This is a genomic window from Kribbella lupini, from assembly GCF_039529595.1.
Lineage (GTDB): Bacteria > Actinomycetota > Actinomycetes > Propionibacteriales > Kribbellaceae > Kribbella > Kribbella lupini.
Genome location: NZ_BAAANC010000002.1, coordinates 330,729 through 353,116, shown reverse-complemented (window position 1 = coordinate 353,116; position 22,388 = coordinate 330,729). Strand labels below are relative to the sequence as shown.

Sequence of the window (22,388 nt, the reverse complement as noted above, 5' to 3'; positions counted from 1 at the left end):
CGGATGAACATTTCACGACGCACGTTGCTCAAGGGGACGCTGGCCGGACTGGCCGCCTCGGCGGTGGCCGGCTGCAACAACGGAGCCGCCTCCCGCGGCGACGGCGAGGTCATCTACTGGCTGTGGGACTCGGCCCAGCTGCCGATGTACACCGAGTGCGCGAAGGTGTTCCACGAGCAGAACCCGCAGTACAGCGTGAAGATCGAGCAGTACGGCTGGAACGACTACTGGAACAAGCTCGTCACCGGGTTCATCTCCGGTACGGCGCCCGACGTGTTCACCTCGCACTCGGCGAAGTACCCGCTGTTCGCCGACAAGGGCCAGGTGCTCGCGCTGGACGAGTACGTCGAGCGCGACGGGGTCGACCTGTCGATCTACCAGAAGGGTCTGGCCGACCGCTGGATCGGTGCCGACGGCAAGCGGTACGGACTGCCGAAGGACTTCGACACCGAGGTGTACTTCTACAACTCGGCGCTGACCGAGGCGGCCGGGATCAGCACCGACCAGCTGAACTCGATGACGTGGAACCCGAAGGACGGCGGCACGTTCGAGCAGATCGTCGCGCGGCTGACCGTCGACTCCAAGGGCCGGCGCGGGGACCAGCCCGGGTTCGACAAGGACAACATCAAGGTCTTCGGGCTCGGGTACGGCGACGCCGGTGGCGCCGACGGCCAGACCAGCTGGAGCTGGTACGCCGCGACCAACGACTGGAAGTACTCCGAGGGCGAGCCGTGGGGGACCAAGTTCTTCTACGGCGACCCGAAGTTCACCGAGACGATCGCCTGGTGGCGCGGGCTGATCAGCAAGGGCTACATGCCGACGTACGCGCAGGCCAAGTCCGGTGTCGACGTGACGACGGCGTTCGGGGCCGGCAAGTACGGCATCACGCCGAACGGGTCCTGGATGCTGGAGACGTACGCCGGGCTGAAGCAGGTGAAGACGAAGCTCGCGCGGCTCCCGCAGGGGCCGAACGGCAAGCGGATGTCGATGATGAACGGGCTGGCGGACACGATCTGGGGCGACTCCACCCGCAAGGACGCGTCCTGGGCGTGGGTCAAGTTCCTCGGGTCGCAGACGGCGCAGGACATCGTCGCGAAGGCCGGGGTCGTGTTCCCCGCGGTGACGGCGTCGCTGCCGCTGGCGAAGGCGGCGTTCGAGGCCGACGGGTGGGACGTCACGCCGTTCCTGGAGCCGGTGGCGGCGGGTGACGTGTTCCCGTACCCGGCGAACCCGAACGCGGCCGACGTGAGCGCGGTGATGGTGCCGGCGATGGACGCGGTGATGGCGTTCGAGAAGGATCCTGCGTCGCTGGCCGAGGCCAACGACGACGTGAACCAGATCCTCTCGGCGGCGAGCTGAAACGGCGTACCAGCCTCTGAAACGCTGTGTCAGCTGCTGGCTGAGCTGTAGCGGCGGCTGGCGAGATGCCAGTGGAGCCTGGTGAGCAGGAGTCCGGCGGCGAGCGCCGGGAGAGCGAGCAGCAGAGGTGACGCGGTGCCGGTCAGGGTCTCGACCGGCACCGCGGCCACCAGGCCGGCCGGGGCGAGCGTCATCAAGGCGAGCCGGGCGGCGCCGGTGAAGTAGCTGATCGGGTACTTGCCCGCCTCGCGGACCTGCGCCGCGATCTCGTTGATCGGCTCGGCGCTCTCGAACCAGAACGCCGAGTAGGCGAGGTTGGCCCAGAGCAGGCTGAACCCGACGAAGCCGATCACCGCCCAGGCGACCGCTTGAAGGACCAGATCGGCGTCGGGCCTGACGTCGGCCAGGTGCAGGCCGACCGCGACCATCGCCGCGCCGGACACGACGCGGCCGAGCTCGGCGGGCTCCATCCAGCGCAGCGTGGCGAAGACCTGCGCGTTGACCGGGCGGATCAGGATCAGGTCGAGATCGCCCTGGCGGACGTAGCCGTGCATCTTGGCCAGGTTCGGCCGGACGAAGCAGTCCATCAGACCGGTCGAGATGCCGAAGATGCCGACCACGACGACCGCGAGCGGACCGGTCCAGGCGGCACCGCCGGCGCCGGTCAGGATCAGGACCGGTACGACGCCGAGCACGAGGTCGCCGATCGACGAGAACGCGTTGATCGCGGTCTGGCTGCGGAACTGCAGGTCCCGGCGGATCGCCTGCTTCAGGCAGGCCCAGAACAGCCGGGGCGTCATGCTCCGGCTCCTTGGTAGTCGCGCAGACCGCGTCGCCAGACCAGGACAGCGCCGCCGACGAGGACGACGAACCAGCCCGCTTGGTAGGCGTAGTCGACTGCGCGCGTCGTACCGAGCAGGACCTCGAGCGGGAACGAGATGAGGAAGCGGAAAGGCTGCGCGGCGAGGAACGGCTGGAAGACCGCCGGGAAGAGCGCGAGCGGGACCAGTCCTCCGGACAGCAGCCGGGCCAGGAGGTAGCGCAGGCGGTCGATCGCCGCGATGTCTTCCATCCAGAAGGCGAGCGAGCCGATCAGGATGTCGAAGGCGAACGTCATCGCGGCGGCCATGACCAGGGCCGGCAGGAAGAGGAGCCAGCGCTGCGGCTCGCCGGGCAGGCGGAGGTCGTTGCGGAAGATCAGACCGAGCACGACGACCGGGGGAGCCAGCAGGCCGAGCTTGAGGAACTTCTCGGCGGAGTTGTTGGCGAGGTACGACAGGTGGGTCGAGCAGGGCCGGACGAGCCAGGAGTTGAGGCCGCCGAGGCGGATCGAGGACGCCAGGAAGCCGGAGGTCCAGCTCGACGTGACCATCGCGACGACGCTGACCAGGACCAGGTAGCTCGTGAGGTACGACGTGGAGACCGGCGGGTCGGCGCCCTGGGCGATGGCTCCGTGCCAGACCAGGAGCGCGATCGCCGGCGGCAGCACGTTGGCGATCTGGAGCAGGAAGAGCCACCAGCGGTGGTTCATCATCATCCGGACCTCCTGGACGGTCAGGATGCGGAGCAGCCGCAACTGCCGGGTCACGAGCGGCTCCGGAACATCGCGGCGAGGACCTGGTCGAGGTCGGCGTCCTCGTGCTGTCCGCTTTGCTGCCTGAGCTGCTGGAGATCGCCGTCGAAACCGATCACGCCGTGGTCGATCAGCGCGATCCGCTGGCACAGGGCGGCGACGTCGCTCATGTCGTGACTGGTCAGCACGATCGTCGTCCCGTGGTCACGGTTCAGCTCGGCCAGGAAGTTGCGCAAGGCAAGCTTGGCGACGACGTCGAGGCCGACGGTCGGTTCGTCGGCGAACAGCAGGTCCGGGCCGTGCAGCAGGGCCAGGACGAGCTCGCAACGCATCCGCTGGCCGAGTGAGAGCTTGCGGACCGGGATGTTGATCAGGTGCGCGACGTCGAGCCGCTCGGTCAGCTCGGCGACGGACGCGTCGAAGGTCGCCTTCGGGATCGCGTACATCTCGCGGTGGATCAGCAGCGAGTCGTACGTCGAGACGTCCCACCAGAGCATCGACTTCTGGCCGAACACGACCGAGATCCGGCTGAGGAAGTCGAAGGACCGTCGGTGCGGCTGGTGCCCGAGGACCTCGAGCTCGCCGGCGGTCGGGCGGAGCAGGCCGCAGAGCATCTTGATCGTGGTGGTCTTGCCGGCGCCGTTCGGGCCGAGCAGGCCGATCACCTGGCCCTTCGGCACGGTCAGGGTGATGGCATCGACGGCCGTGCGTTCACGGCGTACGGGCTTGACGAGGCCTTTGAGGGCGCCCTTCATCCCGGGTTCCTGCTCGGAGTACTTGTAGACCTTGGTGAGTCGGGTCGCGGTGATCGCGGACATGCCACGCCTCCAGGGCCGGCCCACGCAGACTGGGGAGCCGGGTCGATGGAGCAGCCGGAGTCTGCCGGCAGCCGGCCCACATGACGGCGGGCGGCCGCGGACGAGTTTAGTCGCGGGCGGTCGTCGGGCGCCTGGGGTTTTCGGGGGTCGCCCCTGGGCACGGCCCTGAGTCGGCGTACGCCCTGGGGAGTACGCCGTACTACGTCAGGGGGCTGCTGTGCTCCGTCGGAGGTAGATCAGGTGTCGCCGCCGAGGCGACGCGGTGAGGGGTGCTCGGAGGACACGATCGGTGGCATCAACAAACCACCGAGGGAGTGTCATGAACGAGAACATGCGGATCGGGGACCAGGAACGGGAGGAGGCGGTCAGACGGCTCGGCGAGCACTACGAGGCCGGACGGTTGACTGCCGAGGAGCACAGCGAACGGATCAGCCAGGCGCTGCAGGCGAGGACGGCGGCGGATCTGGCGGGGTTGTTCGCTGACCTGCCGGGGGAGCAGCAGCGGGCCGACGTACGGGCTGAACCGCCTCAGCGACCGCCGTGGGCTTCCAAGGGTCCTTTCCGGAAGGTTCCTCTGCCTTTGCTGATGGCTCTGGCGGCTCTTGCTGTTCTCCTGTCCGTCGGCTGTGCGGTCGGCGGCGGGCATCCGCCGGTGCTGCCGTTGCTGCTGATCGTCGCGGCGGTCGTGTTCGTGAAGAAGCGGCGCCACGCATGAGGACGGCGTACCGGGCGCTCGCCTCGCTGATCGCGCTCGCGGTGGTGCTCCAGGTGGCGTCGATCGCGCTGGCCGGATTCACCATCGCGGCCGACGCGGAGGACGGTGCCACGATCGGGGCCGACTACAGCAACTTCGGCGAGAGCTACCACAGCATGGCCGGTACGGCGATCGGGCTGCTCGCGTTGATCTTCCTGATCGTCTCGTTCCTCACCGACGTACCGCGCGGGCGTCTTCTGGCTGGGGTGGTGGTCGGGCTGGTGGTGCTGCAGTTCCTGCTGGCGGTGGTGTCGTTCGGGATTCCGGCGCTGGGGATTCTGCACGGGATCAACGGGTTGGCGATCGCGGGAGTGGCGGGTGCGGCGTCGCGCCGGGCTTCGACGCCGGTGGTTGCCGGTGCGTGAGTTTCGTGGGCGGTTGATCGCGCTGGGGGTGGCGCTGGCGGTCCTCGTGCCGCTGGCGTACCTCTGGGCGACCAGCCTCGTGCCGTCGTCGTACTCGGCTGTGGAGATGGGGTACGCCGACTACGGCGGCGGCGCGGCGTCGGGTCATCAGCATCACGGCGGCACGAGCGTCGCGGACCTCACGGGTCCGCGCACGGGTGTCGCAGATGTCGCGGTGACGCTGACCGCACGGAAGTCGTCGTTCACGTTGGCGTCCGGTGAGTCCGTCGACGGGTACACGCTGAACGGCTCCTCGCCCGGGCCTTTGATCCGGGCTGCCGTCGGCGATCTGGTCGAGGTCACGCTGGTCAACGAGTCGGTGCCCGACGGCGCGACGCTGCACTGGCACGGGATCGACGTCCCCAACGCGGAGGACGGCGTCGCGGGGGTCACGCAGGACGCCGTACCGGTGGGTGGCAAGCATGTCTATCGCTTCAAGGCGGATCAGGCCGGCACGTACTGGTACCACTCGCACCAGGTCTCCAGCGAGCAGGTGCGCAACGGGCTGTTCGGGACGATCGTGATCGGATCGCCTGGGCGCGATCTCGTCGCGGCCATCCACACGTACGACGACCGCCGCACGATCAACGGCTCGACCGGGTCGTCGCGCGTCGACATCGCCGCCGGTACGGCGTTGCGCGTGCGCGTGGTCAACACCGACAACGCCTTGATCCGCACGGGGTTGGTCGGTGCGCCGTTCAAGGTCGTCGCCGTTGACGGCCGTGACCTCCACGGCCCGACAGCCACCAGCGACACGTTCCCACTGGCCGCGGGCGCGCGAGCGGACTTCGAAGTCGTGATCCCCGCCGGCGGCGTACGGCTGGATGCCGGCGGCGTGCAACTGGTGATCGCACCTCCCGGTGTCGATCCGCCTGGCGGATCTTTGTCTTCGGCAACCATCGATCTGCTGACCTACGGAACGCCTGCCGCTCTGGGCCTCGACGTCGCGCATCCCGACCGCTCGTTCGAGTACCGCATCGGCCGCCGGCCCGCCTTCCTCGACGGCGTCCCCGGCCTGTGGTGGACGATCAACGGCCACAAGTTCCCCGACGTTCCGATGTTCATGGTGGCGTCCGGGGACGTGGTCAAGATGACCATCTCCAACACCAGCGGCCAGTCCCACCCCATGCACCTGCACGGCCACCACGCCGTCGTCCTGTCCCGCAACGGCGTCGCAGCGTCAGGGACGCCTTGGTGGGTGGACACCCTGGAGGTCGACGACAAGGAGACCTACGAGATCGCCTTCCTCGCCGACAACCCCGGCGTCTGGATGGACCACTGCCACAACCTCCCGCACGCGTCGCAAGGCCTGATGACCCACCTCATGTACGAGGGCGTCAGTACGCCGTACCGGATCTCCTCGGTCAACCAGCCGGAGTAATCGCATCGATTATGTGTCGAACCACCACCCCAACAAGCGAACCCGGGCGTCGTGCGGTATCCCTGAAAGATGACCTGCCCGTCCGCCCTCCGCACCGCAGCCTCCCTCGCGGTCCTCCTGGCGGGCCTGATCATCACCCCCATCGCCCTCTCCCACCTCGACGACAACCAGCACCTCGTCGAAACCCAGCCGGTCCGAGAGGTGGAAGTCGTAGCCGTCTACACCCCCACCCTTCACACCCAACTCACCACAGTCCTCGTCCGCCACCCCGACACAGGAGCCCCCACCAACCTCGAAGGCGCCGACAAGCTTCTCGCTCTCCCCGCCGCCAACACCTACGTCCCGGTGGTGGTCGACCCGGACGACCGCACCAAAGTCCTCATCACCACCGCCGACTGGGCCCCGACGTGGCTCGACTACACCACCACCCTCGCCGCCACAGCCCTCCCCGCGCTGACACTGGCCGCACTCCTGTCCGGCACCTTCACCCACCGCCGCAGACCGGTCGAGTAGCCCGCTGGGTTCAGGCGGAGTTGCTCAGGCTGAGGCGGTTGCACTTTCCTCGGTGGAGGGCGGCGATTCGGGTGCAGGCGGCGTCTATGGCGGCTCGTTGGGAGTCGTAGAGGCCGTACCAGTACGGGTCTTCCGGGAGGGGGTCGCCGGCGTCGTCGATGTCGGCGTACCAAGTTGTGCCGGTGCGGAAGATTCTGGCGTGCAGGTGGAGCTCTGTGTCGTTCATCGCGCGGATCACTCCTGGGAGAAGGAATCGGTGCGTTGCCCTGTTTGATGATGTGACGGGCAGTGGCGAACACCAGGAGCGACACGCGGATTTACTGAACCAGGACAGTGAGGCGTTGGGCGGTGTTGTTGGCGAAGCCGCCTCGGTTCCAGGGGGCCTCGATGGGTTGGACTCGGCCGGACTTGTCGTGGGCGCGGACGGTGAGGACGTGTTCGCCTGGGGTGGCTTGCCACTCGTAGGAGAAGGAGCGCCAGGCCAGGTCCTCGTTGCTGGAGGCATCCAACGAGGCGTCTTGCCAGGTGGCGCCGGCGTTGGTGCTGATCTCGACGCGGTCGACGGGGGCCCAGCCGGACCAGGCGCGGCCCTGGAGCGTGACCTCGCCGGCGGGGACGAAGCGGTGGCGGGACATGAAGTCGGGGTGGCCCGGCGGGATCAGCAGCGCCCGGGGCTCGATCCGGGTGACGGCGGTGCCGGCCTCGTCGGGTTCGGTGCGGATGCGGTAGGCAACGGCGTTCTGGTAGCCGGTGAAGGGCTTGTCGACGAGCTCGATCGAGCGGAGCCACTTCACGCTCGCCATGCCGTACCAGCCGGGGACGACCAGGCGTAGCGGGTAGCCGTGCTGGGGTGGGAGCGGCATGCCGTTCATCTCCCAGGCGACCAGGGCGTTGGAGTCGAGGGCCTCGGCGACCGACAGACCGCGCTGGTAGTCCTGCTCGACGCCGCGCTCGACGCCGTGGTCGGCGCCGGTGAAGACCACGTCGACGGCGTCCTCACGAATCCCGGCGGCCTCCAGCAGAGCGGCCAGCGGTACGCCGGTCCACTCGGCGGTGCCGACGGCCTCCATCAGCCACGGCTGGCTGATCGGGCGGGGATCGAGGTTCGCGCGCCCGTTGCCCGCGCACTCCAGCGTGACCCGGACCGTCTGGCGACCCATCGCGCGCAGCTCGGTCAGGCCGAAGTCGATCGGTTGCTCGACACAACCACCCACGGTCAGGCGCCACTCGTACGCGTTGGTCAGCGGGATGTCGTAGTGCACCAGCACGTAGTGCAGCCCCGGTGGGGTCAGGTCGTAGCGCAACGCCTCCAGCGGGATCCCGTGGTTGCGCGCGGCCAGCTGGAGCTCGTCGGCGGTGATGCCCTCGCCGACGTCGGCCAGGCGACCCTTGGTACTGAACTGTTCGATCGTCATGGCAACTTCCCTTCCCCTGGGGATCAGCCTAAGCCGCGCGGCGGTGGGAAACGCAAGAGCACGACCTCGCTACCGTCGGAGGATGGCGTACGACGTACCGCACCCTCGTGACCGTGCGCAGTCGTGGACCGACTGCGACGCCGACCTCAGGCAGTACGTCGAGGACGCAATCGCGGCGACCGGCCTGCAGCCGAGCTGGGTGTACGTGCACGGCTCGCTGGCGATGGGGTGCTTCTACCGGGCGAAGAGTGACGTGGATCTGCTCGTCGTGGTGCCCGGGACGTTGCCGGCGCGGCAGCGGGAGCGCGCGGCGCGGGTGCTCGCGGAGCGGTCGAAGGCGCGGCCGATGCTCGGGGATCTGGAGCTGTCGGTGCTGACCGAGCAACAGGCCGCGGAGGGGACGCGGCAGTACGAGGTGCACTACTCCGCCTACTGGACGGAGAAGATCCTCGCGGGAAAGTACGCCGGGCCGGGCGTCGATCCGGACCTCGCGGCTCATGTGAGTGTCGTCAGGTCGCGCGGGGTGACCGTGAGCGGGCCGCCGGCGGTGGAGGTGTTCGCGGAGGTGCCGTACGACGAGTATCTGCGGGCGATCGAAGCTGATCTCGACGACGTGGATCTGGTGGCCGAGCCGTACTACGGCGTACTCAATGCGTGCCGCGTACTGATGGTGCGCGATGCGCCGCAGGTGGTGAGCAAGGACGAAGGCGGCGAGTGGGCGCTCGCCAACCTGCCCGAAGAGCACCAGCCGCTGATCGAGCAGGCGCTCAGGTGCTATCGGAGTGCGCGGCCGGTCGCGCCGGAGGACCGAGGAACCGACGGGCATGGGTGGGACGTGAAGGCGTTGGAGAGCTTCCGGACGTACGTCGGCTAGAGCCAGCCGTTGTCGACGGCGATGCGGGCGGCCTCGGCGCGAGTCCGGGCGCCGGTCTTGCCGATCGCCGAGGACAGATGGTTGCGGACCGTGCCCTCGGACAGGTGCAGCTCGCGGGCGATGTCGGCGACGGTTCCGCCGGTGCGCGCGGCGCGGAGTACGTCGGACTCGCGGGCCGTCAAGGGGCTCGTGCCGGCGACGAGGGTCTCGGCGGCCAGTGAGGGGTCGACGACGCGGAGGCCCTGGTGCACCCGGCGTACGGCGTCGGCCAGTTGGGCGGCGGGAGTGTCCTTGACGACGAACCCCGCGGCGCCGGCCTCCATCGCGCGGCGCAGGTAGCCGGGGCGGCCGAACGTGGTGACCATCAGGATGCGCACAGCCGGTACGGCGGTACGCAGCGCGGCGGCCGCCTCGATCCCGTCGAGACCGGGCATCTCGACGTCGAGCAGGGCGACGTCGGGCTTCGACGTACGAGCCGCCTCCAGGACCTCGTCGCCGCGGCCGACCTCGGCGACGACCTCGAGATCGGGTTCGAGATCGAGCAGGGCGGCGAGGGCGCCGCGGACCAGCGCCTGGTCGTCGGCGATCAGCAGTCGGATGCTCACGGGCCCACTCTGACAGCCAGCCGGAACCCGCCACCCGGCGCCTGGCCGACGGAGAGGGTCGCTCCTACCAGGTCGGCTCGCTCACGCAGTCCGATCAGTCCGTGACCACCTGGCGAAGTCGTCGGTCCCCGGCCGTCGTCGAGTACTTCAATGTGTTGCGCACTGATCCGAACGGTGCACTTCCGAGCCTCCGAGTGCCGTACGACGTTCGTGACGCCCTCGCGGACCACCCAGGCGAACAGCTCGCGGTGGGACTCGGGCACATCGTCCACCGTCGTCGGCAGATCGGCACGGATCTCGGCCGCTTCCAAAGCGGCCCGGGCGGACACCAGCTCACCGGCCAGGCTCAGCTCGCGATAACCGGCGACAGCAGCCCGTACGTCGGCCAGCGCCGCGCGGGCGAGCTGCTCGACGTCCGCGACCTCCACGGCCGCCCGCGCAGGGTTCGCGGCGATCAGGCGCCCGGCCAGCTCGGCCTTGACCGTGATCACCGTCAGCGAGTGGCCGAGGATGTCGTGCAGGTCCCGGGCGAACCGGTTGCGTTCCTCCTGGACGGCCAGCTCGGCGAAGTCCTGGCGGGCGACCGACAGTTCCATTCCGCGCTGGATCGCGCGCCGCATCCCGAACACGGCCAGCGCGGCGAGGAAGATCGCCAGGCCGTAGCTGCTGTCGTCGTGCCAGCCGGGAACGAGCCGCATCGACAGCTCCGCACCGCCCAGGATCACGACGGTGACGGCGATCGCCTGCCGAAGGTCCAGCATCACCATCGAGATCGCGGTGATGTAGACCAGCGTCGTCAGCGCTGTCTGCCCGGCAGCCGGCAGCATCAGCGAGGCCAGGGCGAGCAGCCCGACCAGGTACGCGTACCGCTTCCAGAGGGGCAGGCCGCCCTCCCGCCAGGCGACCTGCCGCATCCAGATGAAGAAGGCCATGTAGCCCGTGGCGAAGGCCAGCAGCGCGACCACGCCGACCACCCGGGCGGCGCCGTCACTGTGCCGGAGAATCTCCTGCAGCGGACTGCCGAGGTAGAACAGCCAGACCCCGCCGGCCAGCCAGCGCCACGACCGTCCCTTCCGGGTCCGGTCGCGGTCGGCCAGCGATTCCAGCAGGGGCTGTTGCTTGCTGCTCACAGTCGTCACGGTAACCCGCTCGGATCAGGCCCGGGCCGTGTCCGCGCGGAACCGGCGCAGCCCGATCGCACCGAGCACCACGGTCCACACCAGCACGATCAGGACGGCGTGCATGTCCAGCCCGCTCTCGGTCAGCGCGCTGCGCGAGCTGAGGCCGGTCCAGTACGCCGGGGTCAGCTGCGCGATCGTCTTCATCAGGTGCGGCATCTGCTCGATCGGCAGCCAGAGCCCGCCGAAGGCCGCGATCAGCATCGTCGTCAGACCGGTGATCGGCTGCACGCTGTCCGGCTTGGCGACGTACCCGATCACCAGGCCGAGACCGGCGAACGGCAGCGCACCGAGCCAGGACACCAGCGCGACCGTGATCCACTGACCGGCGCTCAGGTCGACGTGGCCGATGACCATGCCGGCGACGAAGACCACGAGCAGCGGCGGCACCGCGAGCAGCAGCGACAGGATGACCTTCGACGCGACGTACGCCTGGGGCTTGAGCGGGGTCAGGCGCAGAGTGCGGTTCCAGCCGCCGTCGCGTTCCATCGCGATCACGCCGCCGCTGCTCATCGCCGCGTTCATCGAGCCGAACATGGCCATCGAGACCATCACGTAGGCGATCGCGGAGATCCCGCCCTCGGAGTCGCTCGTGTGCAGCGTGGCGCCGAAGATCAGGAACAGCACCAGCGGCATCAAAACGGCGAAGATCAGCACGCGCCGGTTGCGCAGGGTCCGCTTGATGTCGAACTTCAGGTAGTCGAGGTTCATGCCGCACTCTCCTGCTGGGCGCCGATGGCGAGAACCGCGTCCTCGAGGTCGGCGGAGGTGATCTCGATGTCGTGGGCCGGCGTGTTGGCCAGCAGGTACCGCAGCGTGTCGTCGGAGTCCGCGCACTGCAGCAGCACCACGTCGCCGCGCGTCTCGACGTTCCGTACGCCGGGCAGCGTCGCCAGCGTGGCCAGGTCGGCACCGGGCACCGTGGCCCGGATGGTCCGGCCCGACACGCTCGCCTTGATCTGCGCGGCGGTGCCGTCGGCAACGATCTTGCCGGCCCGCATCAGCACCACGCGGTCGGCGTACGCGTCGGCCTCTTCCAGGTAGTGGGTCGCGAACAGCACGGTCCGGCCGCGCGCGGTCTCGGCGTGCATCGCGGCCCAGAAGTCGCGCCGGGACTCGACGTCCATCCCGGTGGTCGGCTCGTCGAGCACGATCAGGTCGGGCTGCGGGACGATCGCCATCGCGAACCGGACCCGCTGCTTCTGCCCGCCCGACAGCGCCTTCAGCTTGCGGCCGGCGAGATCGGCGATCCCGGCCCGCTCCAGCGCGGCGGTGACCGGCAGCGGGTCCTTGTGCAGCCCGGCGACCAGGTCGAGCAGCTCGCCGACCTTCGCGTCCTCGATGATCCCGCCGCTCTGCAGCATCACGCCGACCTGGCCGGCCGCGATCGCGTCCGCGGGGGACTGGCCGTAGAGCTGGACGCTGCCCTGGTCGGGCCGGACCAGACCGAGCAGGATCTCCAGCGTGGTGGACTTCCCGGCGCCGTTCGGGCCGAGCAGTGCCACGACTTCGCCCGACCGGATCGTGAGGTCCACCCCGGCCACGGCCTGCACTTCGCCGTACCTCCTGGTCACTCCGCTGAGGGTGACCGCAGTCGTTGTCGTCATACTCACCATGCTCAGGTCCGGAGCCGTTGCGGCCCTGGATCGAGCGTCACGACGTACCTATGACATGTGTCAGCTCTCGCGCAACGTGTGCAGGCCTTGCCACAGCAGGTCCTGCAGGGTGCGGGCCGTCTTGTCCGCCGACGGCGGGGTGTCGGTGCGGGTGCGCCAGATGGCGAGGCGTTCGGTGGCGCCGGAGATGGTCTGGGCGACGATCTGGATCTCCTCGTCGTCGATGGTCGACGGCGCGTTGAGGCGAACCATGGTGGCGATCAGCTCGACGAAGTCGGCGCGGACCTCGTCGGCGGCCTGGGCGGCCGGGCCGGCCGAGAGCATGCCCTCGTCGACGATCACCGACCAGGCGCGGGGGTGGTCGTCGAGGAACTGGAACCACGCGACGAACCCGGCGTACATGGCCTGCTCGGCATCCGCGGCGGCGAGGACGGCCTCGGAGACGGCATCGAGGAGCTGGGCGCGCAGGCGGGACAGGCAGGCGAGGAACAGGCCGTCCTTTGAGCCGTAGTACTGGTAGATCAGCGGCTTCGAGACACCGACCTCGGCCGCGATCTCGTCCATCGAGGTGCCCTGGTAGCCGCGGTCGCCGAAGATCCGCTCGGCGGCGTCGAGGATCTCACGCTCGCGCGCGGCCCGGTCGCGCTTGCGCTTCACCGGGACGCCGTCCGTGGTCGTCGTCACCTTGCCGAGTCTAACTGACCTGGAGTAACTTACTGGGAGTAAGTTCTTCGGACGAAGGGCGAGACCATGCTGCAGAACCACCGGATCGTCGTGATCGGCACCGGCTTCGCGGGAATCGGGATGGCGGTCCGGCTCAAGCAGGCCGGGTACGACGACTTCGTGGTGCTCGAGCGGGCCCAGGACGTCGGTGGGACCTGGCGGGACAACACCTACCCGGGCTGCCGCTGCGACGTCCCCTCGCACCTGTACTCGTTCTCGTTCGCGCCGAACCCGGACTGGTCGAGCACGTTCTCCCCGCAGCCCGAGATCGAGGCGTACCTGCGCCAGGTCACCGACGGCTTCCGGGTGCGCCCGCACATCCGCTTCGGCCACGCCGTACAGACCGCGCACTGGGTCGACGATCACTGGCTGATCCACACCGACCAGGGCGACTTCACCGCCGAGATCCTGCTGTCCGGGATGGGCCCGCTGGCTGAGCCGTCGTACCCGAAGCTGGACGGGATCGACTTGTTCGAGGGCGAGGTGTTCCACTCGGCGCAGTGGAACCACGAGCTCGACCTGAGCAGCCGCAAGGTCGCGGTGATCGGGACCGGCGCGTCGGCGATCCAGTTCGTGCCGGCGATCCAGCCGGAGGTCGAGGAGCTGCACCTGTTCCAGCGCACGCCGCCGTGGGTGATGCCGCGGCCGGACCGCAAGATCAGCCGCCTGGAGAAGGCGGTCTTCCGCGCGTTTCCCCTGGTGCAGAAGGCGGTCCGGACCGGGATCTACTGGGGGCGCGAGTCGATGGTGCTCGGGTTCGCCAAGCTGCCCGGGATCATGAAGCAGGCCCAGAAGGTGGCCGAGAAGCACCTCGAGAAGCAGGTCCGTGACCCCGAGCTGCGGGCAAAGCTGACGCCCGACTTCACGCTCGGCTGCAAGCGGGTGCTGATCTCCGACGACTACTACCCGGCGGTCGCGCGGCCCAACGTCGAGGTGGTCACCGAAGGCATCACCGAGGTGACGCCGACCGGAATCGTCACCGACGACGGCGTGAAGCACGAGGTCGACACGATCATCTACGGCACCGGATTCCGGGTCACCGACCTGCCGGTGATGGACATGCTCTACGGCCGGGACGGGCAGTCGTTGCGCGACGCCTGGGCCGACGGGATGGAGGCGCACCTCGGTACGGCGGTCGCCGGCTTCCCGAACTTCTTCCTGCTGATCGGCCCGAACACCGGCCTCGGGCACAGCTCGATGGTGTTCATGATCGAATCGCAGATCGCGTACATCCTCGACGCGCTGAAGACGATGGACGCGGAGGGACTGCGGCAGGTCGAGGTGCGGCCGGAGGTGCAGCGGGCGTTCGTCGACGGCGTGCGCTCCTCGATGCGGAACACGGTGTGGACGCGCGGTGGGTGCACGAGCTGGTACCTCGACGCGCAGGGGCGCAACACGACGCTCTGGCCGTCGTTCACCTTCCGGTTCCGGCAGCTGACCCGGCGGTTCGACCGGGAGCAGTACCTGGTGAACTGAACACTCGCTATGTGACATAGGTCGTGTTACATTCGGGACCATGATCCCGTTGCACGGAATCGGCGGGCGCGGGGACCTGCCGGTCCCGCTGTGGCTGGCGATCTACTCGGCGGCCGCCGCCGTCGCCGTGTCGTTCTTCGCGCTGGCGGCGTTCTGGTCGAAGCCGCGCTTCGAGGTGGCTTCCGGTACGCCGCTGGTCGCCCTCACGTGGTTGGTCGATTCCCGAGTCGTCCGGTGGGCCCTCAAGATCCTGGGTGTTCTCGCGCTGACCTTCCTGCTCGGCGCCGCGTGGTTCGGCAGTACGTCGCCGACGCTCAACCCGGCGCCGACCTGGCTGTACGTGGGGATCTGGGTCGGGATCATCCCGGTCTCGCTGCTCTGCGGACCGGTGTGGCGGCTGGCCAATCCGTTGCGCACGCTCGCGGCGCTCGTCCCACGTCCTTCGCCGCGGAAGTTGCCGGACGGGATCGCGTACTGGCCGGCAGTGGCCGGGCTCTTCGGATTCCTCTGGCTCGAGTTGGCGTACCCGCAGGGATCCGACCCACTGGTGGTCGCGGTCTTCGTCACGGCGTACGCGCTGGTGAATGTTGCCGCAGGCATCGTCTACGGACCGCGCTGGTTCGCGGTCGGGGACAGCTTCGAGGTGTACGCCGAAGTGCTGGCGCGACTGAGCCCTCTCGGTCGCGGCGCCGATCGCTGGCTGGTGCTGCGCAACCCGCTGGCCGGGCTGGCGACGCTGCCGCAGGAGCCGGGACTGGTCGGGTTGTTGTGTTTGTTGCTCGGGTCAACGGCTTTCGACGGGATCTCGCGCTGGTCGGTGTGGACCTCGGCGACCGGGCAGCTCGATCATGTTGCCGTGCACACGGTGGGGTTGCTGGTCGCCGTGGCGGTCGTGATCGCGTTGTTCGTCGGCGCGGCGCGGGCGACCGGTTCCGCGCGGGTGCGACCCGGTGCCCTGGGCAACGCCGGCCTGCCGGGCGCGTTCGCGCACTCGCTGGTGCCGATCGCGATCGGGTACGCCGTGGCGCACTACTTCTCGTTCGCGGTGTTCCAGGGGCAGGATGGTGTCCTGCTCGCGACCGATCCGTTCGGTCGCGGCTGGGACCTGCTCGGGACCGGGCAGGCCGGGATCGACTACGGCCTGCTGGGGACCGGGGTGATCGCCGGGGTCCAGATCGGCGCGATCGTGCTCGGACACGTACTCGGGGTCGTGTCCGCGCACGATCGCGCGGCCGGGCTGTTCCGGCGCCGGCAGCTGCGGCGCGCGCAGTACCCGATGCTGGCGGCGATGGTCGCCTTCACCGCCGGCGGGATCGCGCTGGTGACCGCCTCATGATCGCGCTGCACCTGGGTGGCATCCCCGAGCTGGCGATGTTCCTCGGACCGGTTCTGCTGATCGCCGCGTTCGTCCGCATCGCCCGCCGCAACGAAGCCGACGTCGAGGACGACGACTGGGACGCGGACCTGGGCGACCTCCCGGCCGACCGTCGCGGAGGCTAGCGGCGGCAAGCCTTTCGAGGGTCCCGGAAAGGCTTGAGCCCCCGTCGCGCGGCTGATCACACTGCTGCGCGACGGGAGGGAGGTGCCGCGATGAGCAACCGCGACTTCTGAGTCAACGGACCCTGACGGCCGCGGACGCGCTCTTGGTGCGGCTGCGGCCGTCGGTGACCTCCACGTGGTACGACGGGGTCTGGCCGCTCTTGACGCCGGTGTCGGTGAACGTGGCGACCGTCGGGCGGGTCCACGGGTACGAGTTGCGCGTCCAGGTGCCGAGCTTCGTCTTGCCGCGGTACAGGGTGTAGGTCAGCGTGATGTTGTCGGTGTCGACGACGGCCGGGAAGGTCACGGTGGTCCGGGCGCGGGCCGGGCTGGCGACCTTCGGGGCGGCCGGGCGGGCCGGCTGGGCGCCGCCGGCGGCGTTGGTGAAACGGGTCAGGCCCTGCTGGGGCTTGCCGTTCACCTTGGTGAAGTCGCCGCCGACCCACAGGTCGTTGCCGCCGGAGGCGAACGCGAGCGGGCCGACCTCCGTCGTACCGCCGACGTCGGTGTTCGGGAACCAGGGGCCGAACTTGCCGTTGGCCGTGCTCTCGACCAGCAGGTGGCGGATGCCGGCGCCGTCGCCGAAGCTGCCGTCCTTGCGGCAGTCGTGCGCGTGCGAGCCCTTGTAGAGCCAGCCGCCCAGCGCCTTGATCGCCTCGGTCGCGCCCAGGCACTTGCTCTGCCAGACGAGCTTGCCGCTCGTGGCGTCGGCGGCCAGTACGCCGTCGTAGCAGCCGGTGCCGCTGCCGGCGTTCGCGACGTAGACGCGGTTGCCGAGCGTGTCGATGTCCTTGACCCGGCTGACGCACTCGTCGGTCGGCGGTGGGATCGCGGCGGCCGCGGGCATCGCGTACGCGCGGCCGTTGGTGAGGTTCAGCATCGCCAGCGCGTAGTGGTTGCCGCCGCCGACCTTCGTGAAGCCGCCGCCGACGAAGATGCGCTTCCCGTCGTCGGTGAGGTCGATCGCGTGCACGTCGTCGTCGGCGTTCGGGTTCCAGGGCAGCAGGGCGCCGTTGAGGGAGACCGCGGCGAGCCGGTTGCGCGTCGTACCGGCGACCCGGCCGAAGGAACCGCCCAGGTAGACGGTGTTGCCGGAGATCGCGAGCGCGGAGACCCGGTAGCTGACCGAGGGATTCCAGCTGGTGAGTCGGCCGTTGGCCGCGTTGAACATCGCGACCCGGTTGCGCGGTACGCCGTCGATGCTGGTGAAGTCGCCGCCGATCACCACCCACTTGCCGTCGGCGCTGGTCGCGATCGCCCAGACCGCGCCGTTCAGCCGCGGGGCCCAGCCGCTCGGCGCGCCGGTCGTCCGGTTGAACGACGCGACGTACGGACGGATCGCCTCACCTTGCCCGATCGCCTTGCCGCTGGGGCGGATCCGGGTGAACAGGCCGCCGGCGTACACGACGTTGCCCGCGGACGCGAGCGCGTTGACGCTGTCGTCGGTCTGCCACGTCGGCCGCGCCACGGCCGAGATCGCCGACCCGAACCCCGGCGACGCGGCCTCGACCGGCGGGCCCGACGGGATCAGCGCGGCCGCGATCACGGCGGCGACGGTCACGGTGACCAGAACAAGCTTCTTCATGACCGTCCTCGGAGATTCACGGTGTGCGACCCTACGCTAACTGTGCGTTCAGGCTTTTGGTGAATCGGGGCCTTGACCTGGAGCGCGCTCCAGGATGTTGGCTGGGTCGATGGACAAGAACTTTCTCGGCCGGACCGGCCTGCAGGTCAGCGAGCTCTGCCTCGGCACGATGACGTTCGGGCCCGGGACCGACGAGCCGACGGCGCACCGGATGCTGGACACGTTCGTCGAGGCGGGTGGGACCTTCGTCGACACCGCGGACACCTACTCGAGCGGGCGGTCCGAGGAGATCGTCGGGAGCTGGCTGAAGACCAAGGACCGTGACGAGCTGGTGATCGCGACCAAGGTGTACGGCGAAGCGGCGCCGGGGCTGCCGGTGCGCGGCGCGGGGCGCAAGCACGTGATGGCCGGTGTGGAGGCGAGCCTGCGCCGGCTCGGTACGGATTTCATCGACCTCTACCAGATCCATGTCTGGGACGACGCGACGCCGTTGGAGGAGACCCTGACGACGCTCGACGCGCTGGTGAGCAGCGGGAAGGTCCGGTTCATCGGCGCGAGCAACCTGACCGGTTGGCAGTTCCAGAAGGCGATCGACCTGTCGAGGCATCGCGGGCTCGAGCCGTACGTGAGCCTGCAGCCGCTGTACAACCTGCTCGACCGCGACGCCGAGCTCGACCTGATCCCGGTCTCGCTGAACGAGGGCGCCGGCGTGATCGCGTGGAGTCCGCTGGCGGGCGGCTGGCTGTCGGGCAAGTACACGAAGGAGGCCGGCGGGCCTCCGGCCGGCTCCCGTTCGAACGACGACGACTGGGCCGCGCACGACAACGACCGGACCTGGCGGGTGATCGACACACTGCTGGCGGTCGCGGACGAGACCGGGAGGACTCCGGCACAGGTCGCGCTGCGCTGGGTGATGCAGCGGCCGGGACTGACCGCGCCGATCATCGGCGTACGGACGCCCGAGCAGCTGGCCGACAACCTCGGCGCGACCGGCTGGGCACTCGACGACGAGCAGATGCGGCGACTGACCGAGGCGGGGGAGAAGCCGTTGCCGTACCCGCACAACATCCTGCGGATGCCGCAGTTCGTACGCCGGGGCTAGCCGGTGGACGGCAGGTCGTTGGGTGGGAGGCCGAGTTCCTCGTACGCCGCGATCTCGATCTCGCGGCCCATCGACTCGCGGAAGGCGGCGACCAGGGCCTGACCGGCCAGCGGGATGATGTTCTCGAGCGTGCGCTGGATCTCGGGCCAGCCCTCGGCGGGCAGGCCCGCGTCGGCGAACTGGCGCCAGACCGTGCCGCGGAACAGCTCGACGTAGATCTTGGCGACCTGGTCGGCCTGCTCGAAGAGTTTGGGCAGCATCTCGAAGATCGCGTCCAGCGGTACGCCGAGCTTGATCACCTCCAGGCCGGTCCGGAGCAGGTCCGGGTTCGGGATGCGGAGGCGGTCGTCCTCGACGCGTTCGGCGATGCCCAGCGCGATCAGCTTGTCGATCGTCGCGGCGTCGTGCGGGATGCCGGCCCGCTCGGCCAGCTGCTGCTCGGTGATCACCTCGGGCTCGGCCGGGGTCCACGGGCTGACCAGGGTCTCGAAGACGCCGAGCGCGAGCGCGCCGTCGGGCAGCTCGCTCATCATCCGCTCGACCGCGGCCAGCGTGTAGCCCTTGTCGAGCAGCTCGCGGACCAGCGTGAGGCGCGCCACGTGGTCGGCGCCGTAGTAACCGGTGCGGCCGACCAGGCGCGGCGGGGGGATCAGCCCGCGTCCGGCGTACGCGCGCACGTTCCGGACGGTCATGCCCACCTTCGCGGCGAGCTGGTCGACCGTGTACTCCTCGGTGGCCGGTGCGGCCTGCTGTCCCTCCACCCTTGACAGTCTTCCAGACTCGACGTTACATGTCCTATGTAACATCCTTCATGGCGCATGCCTTGTGTTCCGCCGATCCCCAGGAGCGACGCGATGACCGTCCCACTGGCCGCCTCGACCGGCACCGCGAGCTTCGACCAGATCGCGATCGTCACCGGCCTGGTCGGCCTGATGTACGTCGCACTCGCCGTGCTGCTGTGGCGCGAACGGACCGGGCACGCCACGCTGGTAGGGCGTCTCGCGGACACCATCGGGAGACTGGACGGAGTCCCCCGATGGGCCGCGCTCACGCCGTACCTGCACGCCGTCTCGCTGCTGTCCTGCGCCTTCGGCGTCTGGTGGGACATCGCGGTGCACATCGACAAGGGCCGCGACACCGGCCCGTTCGGTACGCCGGCGCACTACCCGATCTTCTTCGGCATCCTCGGTGTGATCGTGTCCGGCGTGCTGCCGATCGCGCTCGCCCGCAAGCCGTTGCCGGCCCGGACGATCAAGCTGACCGCGGGCTGGCGGATCCCGTGCAGCGCGGCGCTGGTCACCGTGTGCGGCACCTTCGCGCTGGTCGGCTTCCCGCTGGACGACGTGTGGCACCGGCTGTTCGGTGAGGACGTCACGCTCTGGGGGCCGACGCACCTGCTGATGATCGGCGGCGTGGTGCTGTCGATCTTCGCGCGGCTGCTGGCCTCGGCCGAGGTGGAACAACTTGTCGGCGGCAACCTTCGGCGCCGGTTCCAGGAAGTCGTTGCCGTCGGCGCCCTGCTGATCGCGTGGGACCTGTTCAGCACCGAGTTCAACTACGGTGTGCCGCAGTTCCCGCTGGTGCTGCAGCCGATCCTGATCGTGTTCGGGGCGGCGCTGGCGTTCACGGTGCTGCGAGCGCGCAGAGGGCGGTTCAGCACCTTCGGCGCGCTGGCGGTCTACCTGGTCATTCGCGGCGGGATCGCCTGGGCGGTCGACCAGCCGCTGGGTGAGATCCTCGGGCACTTCCCGTTGCTGATCGTCGAAGCGGTGCTGGTCGAGCTGACGGCGTTTGCCCTCGGCAACAAGAATCGCTTCCGGCTGGGTGCGGTCTCGGGTGCGTTGATCGGCACGGTCGGGCTGCTGGCGGAGTACGGGTGGAGTCAGATCTGGATGCCGATCCGCTGGCCCGCTGCGCTGCTGCCGTCGGCCCTCGGTTTCGGGCTGGTCGCGGGGATCGGGGCCGGGTTGGTAGGGGCCTGGCTGGCGACGCGGTACGCCGAGGTCGCGGGTGAAGTACGCGCGGAACCATCCGTACGGCGTACGCATCAACTCGGCGCGGTCGGGCTGGTCGCGGTCCTGGGTGTCGTGTTCTTCTGCGTGCCGCGGTCGGCCGATCCGGGGGTGTCGGCAACGATCTCGCTGGAGCGGGTCGCCACCGGCGCCGAGCCGACGGCGTACGTGACGGTGAAGGTCGACCCGGTCGACGCGGCCGAGGGAGCCCGCTGGTTCGAGGCGATGGCCTGGCAGGGCGGCGGTCTGGAGCTGCACCCGTTGCAGAAGGTTGCCGACGGTGTCTATCGGTCCGAGGAGCCGCTGCCGATGTACGGGAAGTGGAAGTCGATGGTCCGGCTGCACCAGGGCTCACGGGACCTGGTCGCGGCGTGGGTCTACGCGCCGGAGGACGCGGCGATCCAGAAGCCGGCCATCCAGGTGTCGGACGGGCAGACCGTCCAGTTCATCGGCGAGCAGGAGGTGCTGCGGCGCGAGGAGCGGACCGACGTACCGCGGTGGATGTGGAACGGCGGGTACGCGCTGCTCGCGGTGGTTGGGGTGCTGGAGCTGCTCGGGATTGCCTGGTTGGTCGGGCGTGGGGCTCGAGGTGGACGGATGCGTTCGGCGTACTTGAGCTCGGGCGACCGCGAGAAGGAGACAGCGTGACGGGCCGGGGCGGGTTCGTGCGGCGAACTTCCTGGGACCTGGCCGGGAAGCGGGCGCTGGTCACCGGTGCCGCGGGCGCTTTCGGTACGGCGACCGTCGAGCGGCTGCGGGAGCGCGGCGCGACGGTGGTCGGGCTCGACCTGCGGAAGAGCGACGACGTGATCGAGTGCGACCTGACGCAGCCGGAGCTGATCCCGGCGGCGGTCGACGAGGCGATCGGTCGGCTCGGTGGGCTCGACCTGCTGATCAACAACGCGGGCATCGGCGTACCGGCGCTGGCCGGCGACGCGCCGGACGCGACCGCGCGCAAGGTGATCGAGGTGAACCTGTTCGCCGGCTGGGGCGTGACGGCGGCCGCGCTGCCTGCGTTGCGCGAGGCCAAGGGACGGGTGATCTTCGTGTCGTCGGGGCTTGCGTACGTGACGCTGCCGCTGGCGGCGTCGTACCTGGTCTCCAAGCGCGCGATCGACACGTACGCCGACGCGCTGCGGATCGAGAACGGACGGCACCTGGACGTCAGCGTGATCTACCCGGGGTACGTGCCGACGCCGATCCACGACGCCTCGCTGGCGCGTGGGGTGGATCTCGGGATGTTCCTGCCGGCCGAGACGGTCGCGCAGGTGGTCGGCACGATCGTGGACGTCGCCGCCGCGCGTAGACCACCGCGGAACCGGGCGTCGACGCGGACGACCGGGATCGGCGTCGCGATGGCGCGGCACCTGCCGTCGGTGGCGGACCGGATCGTGCGGTCGCGGACCAACCAACGGCGGCGTGGTCTGGGCGAACTGACGGATCGACTGGGGAAGATATGAC

Annotated in this window: 24 protein-coding genes; 12 read left to right on the top strand and 12 right to left on the bottom strand. The window is 69.5% G+C overall.

The genetic code is table 11. The annotated features are described in order from the left end of the window. Nucleotides 1-3: 3 nt before the first annotated feature. Nucleotides 4-1,359 (top strand): extracellular solute-binding protein, encoded by a 1,356-nt coding sequence (locus ABD235_RS14880; RefSeq protein WP_344174482.1) that lies wholly within the window; start codon nucleotides 4-6, stop codon nucleotides 1,357-1,359. Nucleotides 1,360-1,388: 29 nt separating this feature from the next. Here ABD235_RS14880 and ABD235_RS14875 read toward each other — a convergent pair whose 3' ends face one another. Genes ABD235_RS14875 through ABD235_RS14865 form a run of 3 tightly spaced genes read right to left on the bottom strand, consistent with a single transcriptional unit; the run spans nucleotide 1,389 to nucleotide 3,750 of the window. Beyond that, nucleotides 1,389-2,159, bottom strand: coding sequence for an ABC transporter permease (locus ABD235_RS14875; protein WP_344174479.1), 771 nt, complete (start codon nucleotides 2,157-2,159; stop codon nucleotides 1,389-1,391). Continuing rightward, nucleotides 2,156-2,947, bottom strand: coding sequence for an ABC transporter permease (locus ABD235_RS14870; protein ID WP_344174477.1), 792 nt, complete (start codon nucleotides 2,945-2,947; stop codon nucleotides 2,156-2,158). The genes ABD235_RS14875 and ABD235_RS14870 overlap by 4 nt, the downstream gene beginning before the upstream one ends. Further along, complete coding sequence (locus ABD235_RS14865; protein WP_344174475.1) at nucleotides 2,944-3,750, bottom strand: ABC transporter ATP-binding protein; 807 nt, start codon at nucleotides 3,748-3,750, stop codon at nucleotides 2,944-2,946. The genes ABD235_RS14870 and ABD235_RS14865 overlap by 4 nt, the downstream gene beginning before the upstream one ends. Nucleotides 3,751-4,069: 319 nt before the next feature. Here ABD235_RS14865 and ABD235_RS14860 point away from each other — a divergent pair, with 319 nt between their 5' ends. From ABD235_RS14860 to ABD235_RS14845, 4 genes are all read left to right on the top strand, one after another. Further along, the gene (locus tag ABD235_RS14860) at nucleotides 4,070-4,465 is read left to right on the top strand and encodes a DUF1707 SHOCT-like domain-containing protein (RefSeq protein ID WP_344174473.1); all 396 of its coding nucleotides are present in this window, start codon (nucleotides 4,070-4,072) and stop codon (nucleotides 4,463-4,465) included. Next, on the top strand, nucleotides 4,462-4,869 hold the full coding sequence (locus tag ABD235_RS14855; protein WP_344174470.1) for a hypothetical protein: 408 nt from the start codon (nucleotides 4,462-4,464) through the stop codon (nucleotides 4,867-4,869). Before ABD235_RS14860 ends, ABD235_RS14855 begins: the two co-directional genes overlap by 4 nt. Further along, nucleotides 4,862-6,289 (top strand): multicopper oxidase family protein, encoded by a 1,428-nt coding sequence (locus tag ABD235_RS14850; RefSeq protein ID WP_344174468.1) that lies wholly within the window; start codon nucleotides 4,862-4,864, stop codon nucleotides 6,287-6,289. The genes ABD235_RS14855 and ABD235_RS14850 overlap by 8 nt, the downstream gene beginning before the upstream one ends. Before the next feature lie 69 nt (nucleotides 6,290-6,358). Next, entirely contained in the window at nucleotides 6,359-6,802 is a 444-nt protein-coding gene (locus ABD235_RS14845; protein ID WP_344174466.1) for a hypothetical protein, read from the top strand. Between the two features lie 10 nt (nucleotides 6,803-6,812). Here ABD235_RS14845 and ABD235_RS14840 read toward each other — a convergent pair whose 3' ends face one another. Both ABD235_RS14840 and ABD235_RS14835 read right to left on the bottom strand, forming a co-directional pair. Further along, nucleotides 6,813-7,028, bottom strand: coding sequence for a cyclin family protein (locus ABD235_RS14840; RefSeq protein WP_344174464.1), 216 nt, complete (start codon nucleotides 7,026-7,028; stop codon nucleotides 6,813-6,815). Between the two features lie 91 nt (nucleotides 7,029-7,119). Beyond that, nucleotides 7,120-8,217, bottom strand: coding sequence for a sulfite oxidase (locus ABD235_RS14835; RefSeq protein WP_344174462.1), 1,098 nt, complete (start codon nucleotides 8,215-8,217; stop codon nucleotides 7,120-7,122). Between the two features lie 82 nt (nucleotides 8,218-8,299). Between ABD235_RS14835 and ABD235_RS14830 the strand changes: the two genes are divergently transcribed. After that, a complete protein-coding gene (locus tag ABD235_RS14830) occupies nucleotides 8,300-9,091 on the top strand; it encodes an aminoglycoside adenylyltransferase domain-containing protein (protein WP_344174460.1) in 792 nt (263 codons plus the stop codon). Here ABD235_RS14830 and ABD235_RS14825 read toward each other — a convergent pair. From ABD235_RS14825 to ABD235_RS14805, 5 genes are all read right to left on the bottom strand, one after another. Continuing rightward, nucleotides 9,088-9,696 (bottom strand): response regulator transcription factor, encoded by a 609-nt coding sequence (locus tag ABD235_RS14825; RefSeq protein WP_344174458.1) that lies wholly within the window; start codon nucleotides 9,694-9,696, stop codon nucleotides 9,088-9,090. The genes ABD235_RS14830 and ABD235_RS14825 overlap by 4 nt on opposite strands. Next, nucleotides 9,693-10,826 (bottom strand): histidine kinase, encoded by a 1,134-nt coding sequence (locus ABD235_RS14820; RefSeq protein WP_344174455.1) that lies wholly within the window; start codon nucleotides 10,824-10,826, stop codon nucleotides 9,693-9,695. Before ABD235_RS14820 ends, ABD235_RS14825 begins: the two co-directional genes overlap by 4 nt. Nucleotides 10,827-10,850: 24 nt before the next feature. Next, complete coding sequence (locus tag ABD235_RS14815) at nucleotides 10,851-11,585, bottom strand: ABC transporter permease (RefSeq protein ID WP_344174453.1); 735 nt, start codon at nucleotides 11,583-11,585, stop codon at nucleotides 10,851-10,853. Continuing rightward, nucleotides 11,582-12,481: an ABC transporter ATP-binding protein gene (locus ABD235_RS14810; protein ID WP_344174451.1), complete on the bottom strand. Its 900-nt coding sequence runs from the start codon at nucleotides 12,479-12,481 to the stop codon at nucleotides 11,582-11,584. The genes ABD235_RS14815 and ABD235_RS14810 overlap by 4 nt, the downstream gene beginning before the upstream one ends. A gap of 69 nt (nucleotides 12,482-12,550) precedes the next feature. Then, a complete protein-coding gene (locus ABD235_RS14805; protein WP_344174449.1) occupies nucleotides 12,551-13,174 on the bottom strand; it encodes a TetR/AcrR family transcriptional regulator in 624 nt (207 codons plus the stop codon). A 66-nt stretch (nucleotides 13,175-13,240) separates the two neighbouring features. Between ABD235_RS14805 and ABD235_RS14800 the strand changes: the two genes are divergently transcribed. The 3 genes from ABD235_RS14800 to ABD235_RS14790 are packed head-to-tail and all read left to right on the top strand — an operon-like array spanning nucleotide 13,241 to nucleotide 16,189. Beyond that, complete coding sequence (locus ABD235_RS14800; RefSeq protein WP_344174447.1) at nucleotides 13,241-14,689, top strand: flavin-containing monooxygenase; 1,449 nt, start codon at nucleotides 13,241-13,243, stop codon at nucleotides 14,687-14,689. 40 nt (nucleotides 14,690-14,729) lie between these two features. Continuing rightward, nucleotides 14,730-16,025 carry a hypothetical protein gene (locus tag ABD235_RS14795; protein ID WP_344174445.1) on the top strand — a complete coding sequence of 432 codons (1,296 nt, stop codon included), beginning with the start codon at nucleotides 14,730-14,732 and terminating at the stop codon, nucleotides 16,023-16,025. Next, complete coding sequence (locus ABD235_RS14790) at nucleotides 16,022-16,189, top strand: hypothetical protein (protein WP_344174442.1); 168 nt, start codon at nucleotides 16,022-16,024, stop codon at nucleotides 16,187-16,189. The genes ABD235_RS14795 and ABD235_RS14790 overlap by 4 nt, the downstream gene beginning before the upstream one ends. 112 nt (nucleotides 16,190-16,301) lie before the next feature. Here the strand turns inward: ABD235_RS14790 and ABD235_RS14785 are convergent, their stop codons facing one another. Continuing rightward, complete coding sequence (locus ABD235_RS14785; protein ID WP_344174440.1) at nucleotides 16,302-17,813, bottom strand: fibronectin type III domain-containing protein; 1,512 nt, start codon at nucleotides 17,811-17,813, stop codon at nucleotides 16,302-16,304. A gap of 109 nt (nucleotides 17,814-17,922) precedes the next feature. Between ABD235_RS14785 and ABD235_RS14780 the strand changes: the two genes are divergently transcribed. After that, nucleotides 17,923-18,915, top strand: a complete 993-nt coding sequence (locus tag ABD235_RS14780; RefSeq protein WP_344174439.1) for an aldo/keto reductase — start codon at nucleotides 17,923-17,925, stop codon at nucleotides 18,913-18,915. On the opposite strand, the gene ABD235_RS14775 is transcribed toward ABD235_RS14780, so the two are convergent. Next, nucleotides 18,912-19,676: a MerR family transcriptional regulator gene (locus tag ABD235_RS14775; RefSeq protein WP_344174436.1), complete on the bottom strand. Its 765-nt coding sequence runs from the start codon at nucleotides 19,674-19,676 to the stop codon at nucleotides 18,912-18,914. The two genes, ABD235_RS14780 and ABD235_RS14775, sit on opposite strands and share 4 nt — an antisense overlap. A gap of 93 nt (nucleotides 19,677-19,769) precedes the next feature. Here ABD235_RS14775 and ABD235_RS14770 point away from each other — a divergent pair, with 93 nt between their 5' ends. Together ABD235_RS14770 and ABD235_RS14765 are read left to right on the top strand one after the other, a co-directional pair. After that, nucleotides 19,770-21,575, top strand: a complete 1,806-nt coding sequence (locus ABD235_RS14770) for a hypothetical protein (RefSeq protein ID WP_344174433.1) — start codon at nucleotides 19,770-19,772, stop codon at nucleotides 21,573-21,575. After that, a complete protein-coding gene (locus ABD235_RS14765) occupies nucleotides 21,572-22,387 on the top strand; it encodes an SDR family NAD(P)-dependent oxidoreductase (RefSeq protein ID WP_344174430.1) in 816 nt (271 codons plus the stop codon). The genes ABD235_RS14770 and ABD235_RS14765 overlap by 4 nt, the downstream gene beginning before the upstream one ends. Nucleotide 22,388: the final 1 nt, after the last annotated feature.

Excerpts from the sequence above, each read along its gene's own strand:
- ABD235_RS14880 (WP_344174482.1), top strand. The coding sequence starts at position 4 with ATGAACATTTCACGACGCACGTTGCTCAAGGGGACGCTGGCCGGACTG.
- ABD235_RS14875 (WP_344174479.1), bottom strand. The coding sequence starts at position 2,159 with ATGACGCCCCGGCTGTTCTGGGCCTGCCTGAAGCAGGCGATCCGCCGG.
- ABD235_RS14865 (WP_344174475.1), bottom strand. The coding sequence starts at position 3,750 with ATGTCCGCGATCACCGCGACCCGACTCACCAAGGTCTACAAGTACTCC.
- ABD235_RS14860 (WP_344174473.1), top strand. The coding sequence starts at position 4,070 with ATGAACGAGAACATGCGGATCGGGGACCAGGAACGGGAGGAGGCGGTC.
- ABD235_RS14855 (WP_344174470.1), top strand. The coding sequence starts at position 4,462 with ATGAGGACGGCGTACCGGGCGCTCGCCTCGCTGATCGCGCTCGCGGTG.
- ABD235_RS14845 (WP_344174466.1), top strand. The coding sequence starts at position 6,359 with ATGACCTGCCCGTCCGCCCTCCGCACCGCAGCCTCCCTCGCGGTCCTC.
- ABD235_RS14840 (WP_344174464.1), bottom strand. The coding sequence starts at position 7,028 with ATGAACGACACAGAGCTCCACCTGCACGCCAGAATCTTCCGCACCGGC.
- ABD235_RS14835 (WP_344174462.1), bottom strand. The coding sequence starts at position 8,217 with ATGACGATCGAACAGTTCAGTACCAAGGGTCGCCTGGCCGACGTCGGC.
- ABD235_RS14830 (WP_344174460.1), top strand. The coding sequence starts at position 8,300 with ATGGCGTACGACGTACCGCACCCTCGTGACCGTGCGCAGTCGTGGACC.
- ABD235_RS14815 (WP_344174453.1), bottom strand. The coding sequence starts at position 11,585 with ATGAACCTCGACTACCTGAAGTTCGACATCAAGCGGACCCTGCGCAAC.
- ABD235_RS14810 (WP_344174451.1), bottom strand. The coding sequence starts at position 12,481 with ATGACGACAACGACTGCGGTCACCCTCAGCGGAGTGACCAGGAGGTAC.
- ABD235_RS14800 (WP_344174447.1), top strand. The coding sequence starts at position 13,241 with ATGCTGCAGAACCACCGGATCGTCGTGATCGGCACCGGCTTCGCGGGA.
- ABD235_RS14795 (WP_344174445.1), top strand. The coding sequence starts at position 14,730 with ATGATCCCGTTGCACGGAATCGGCGGGCGCGGGGACCTGCCGGTCCCG.
- ABD235_RS14790 (WP_344174442.1), top strand. The coding sequence starts at position 16,022 with ATGATCGCGCTGCACCTGGGTGGCATCCCCGAGCTGGCGATGTTCCTC.
- ABD235_RS14785 (WP_344174440.1), bottom strand. The coding sequence starts at position 17,813 with ATGAAGAAGCTTGTTCTGGTCACCGTGACCGTCGCCGCCGTGATCGCG.
- ABD235_RS14780 (WP_344174439.1), top strand. The coding sequence starts at position 17,923 with ATGGACAAGAACTTTCTCGGCCGGACCGGCCTGCAGGTCAGCGAGCTC.
- ABD235_RS14770 (WP_344174433.1), top strand. The coding sequence starts at position 19,770 with ATGACCGTCCCACTGGCCGCCTCGACCGGCACCGCGAGCTTCGACCAG.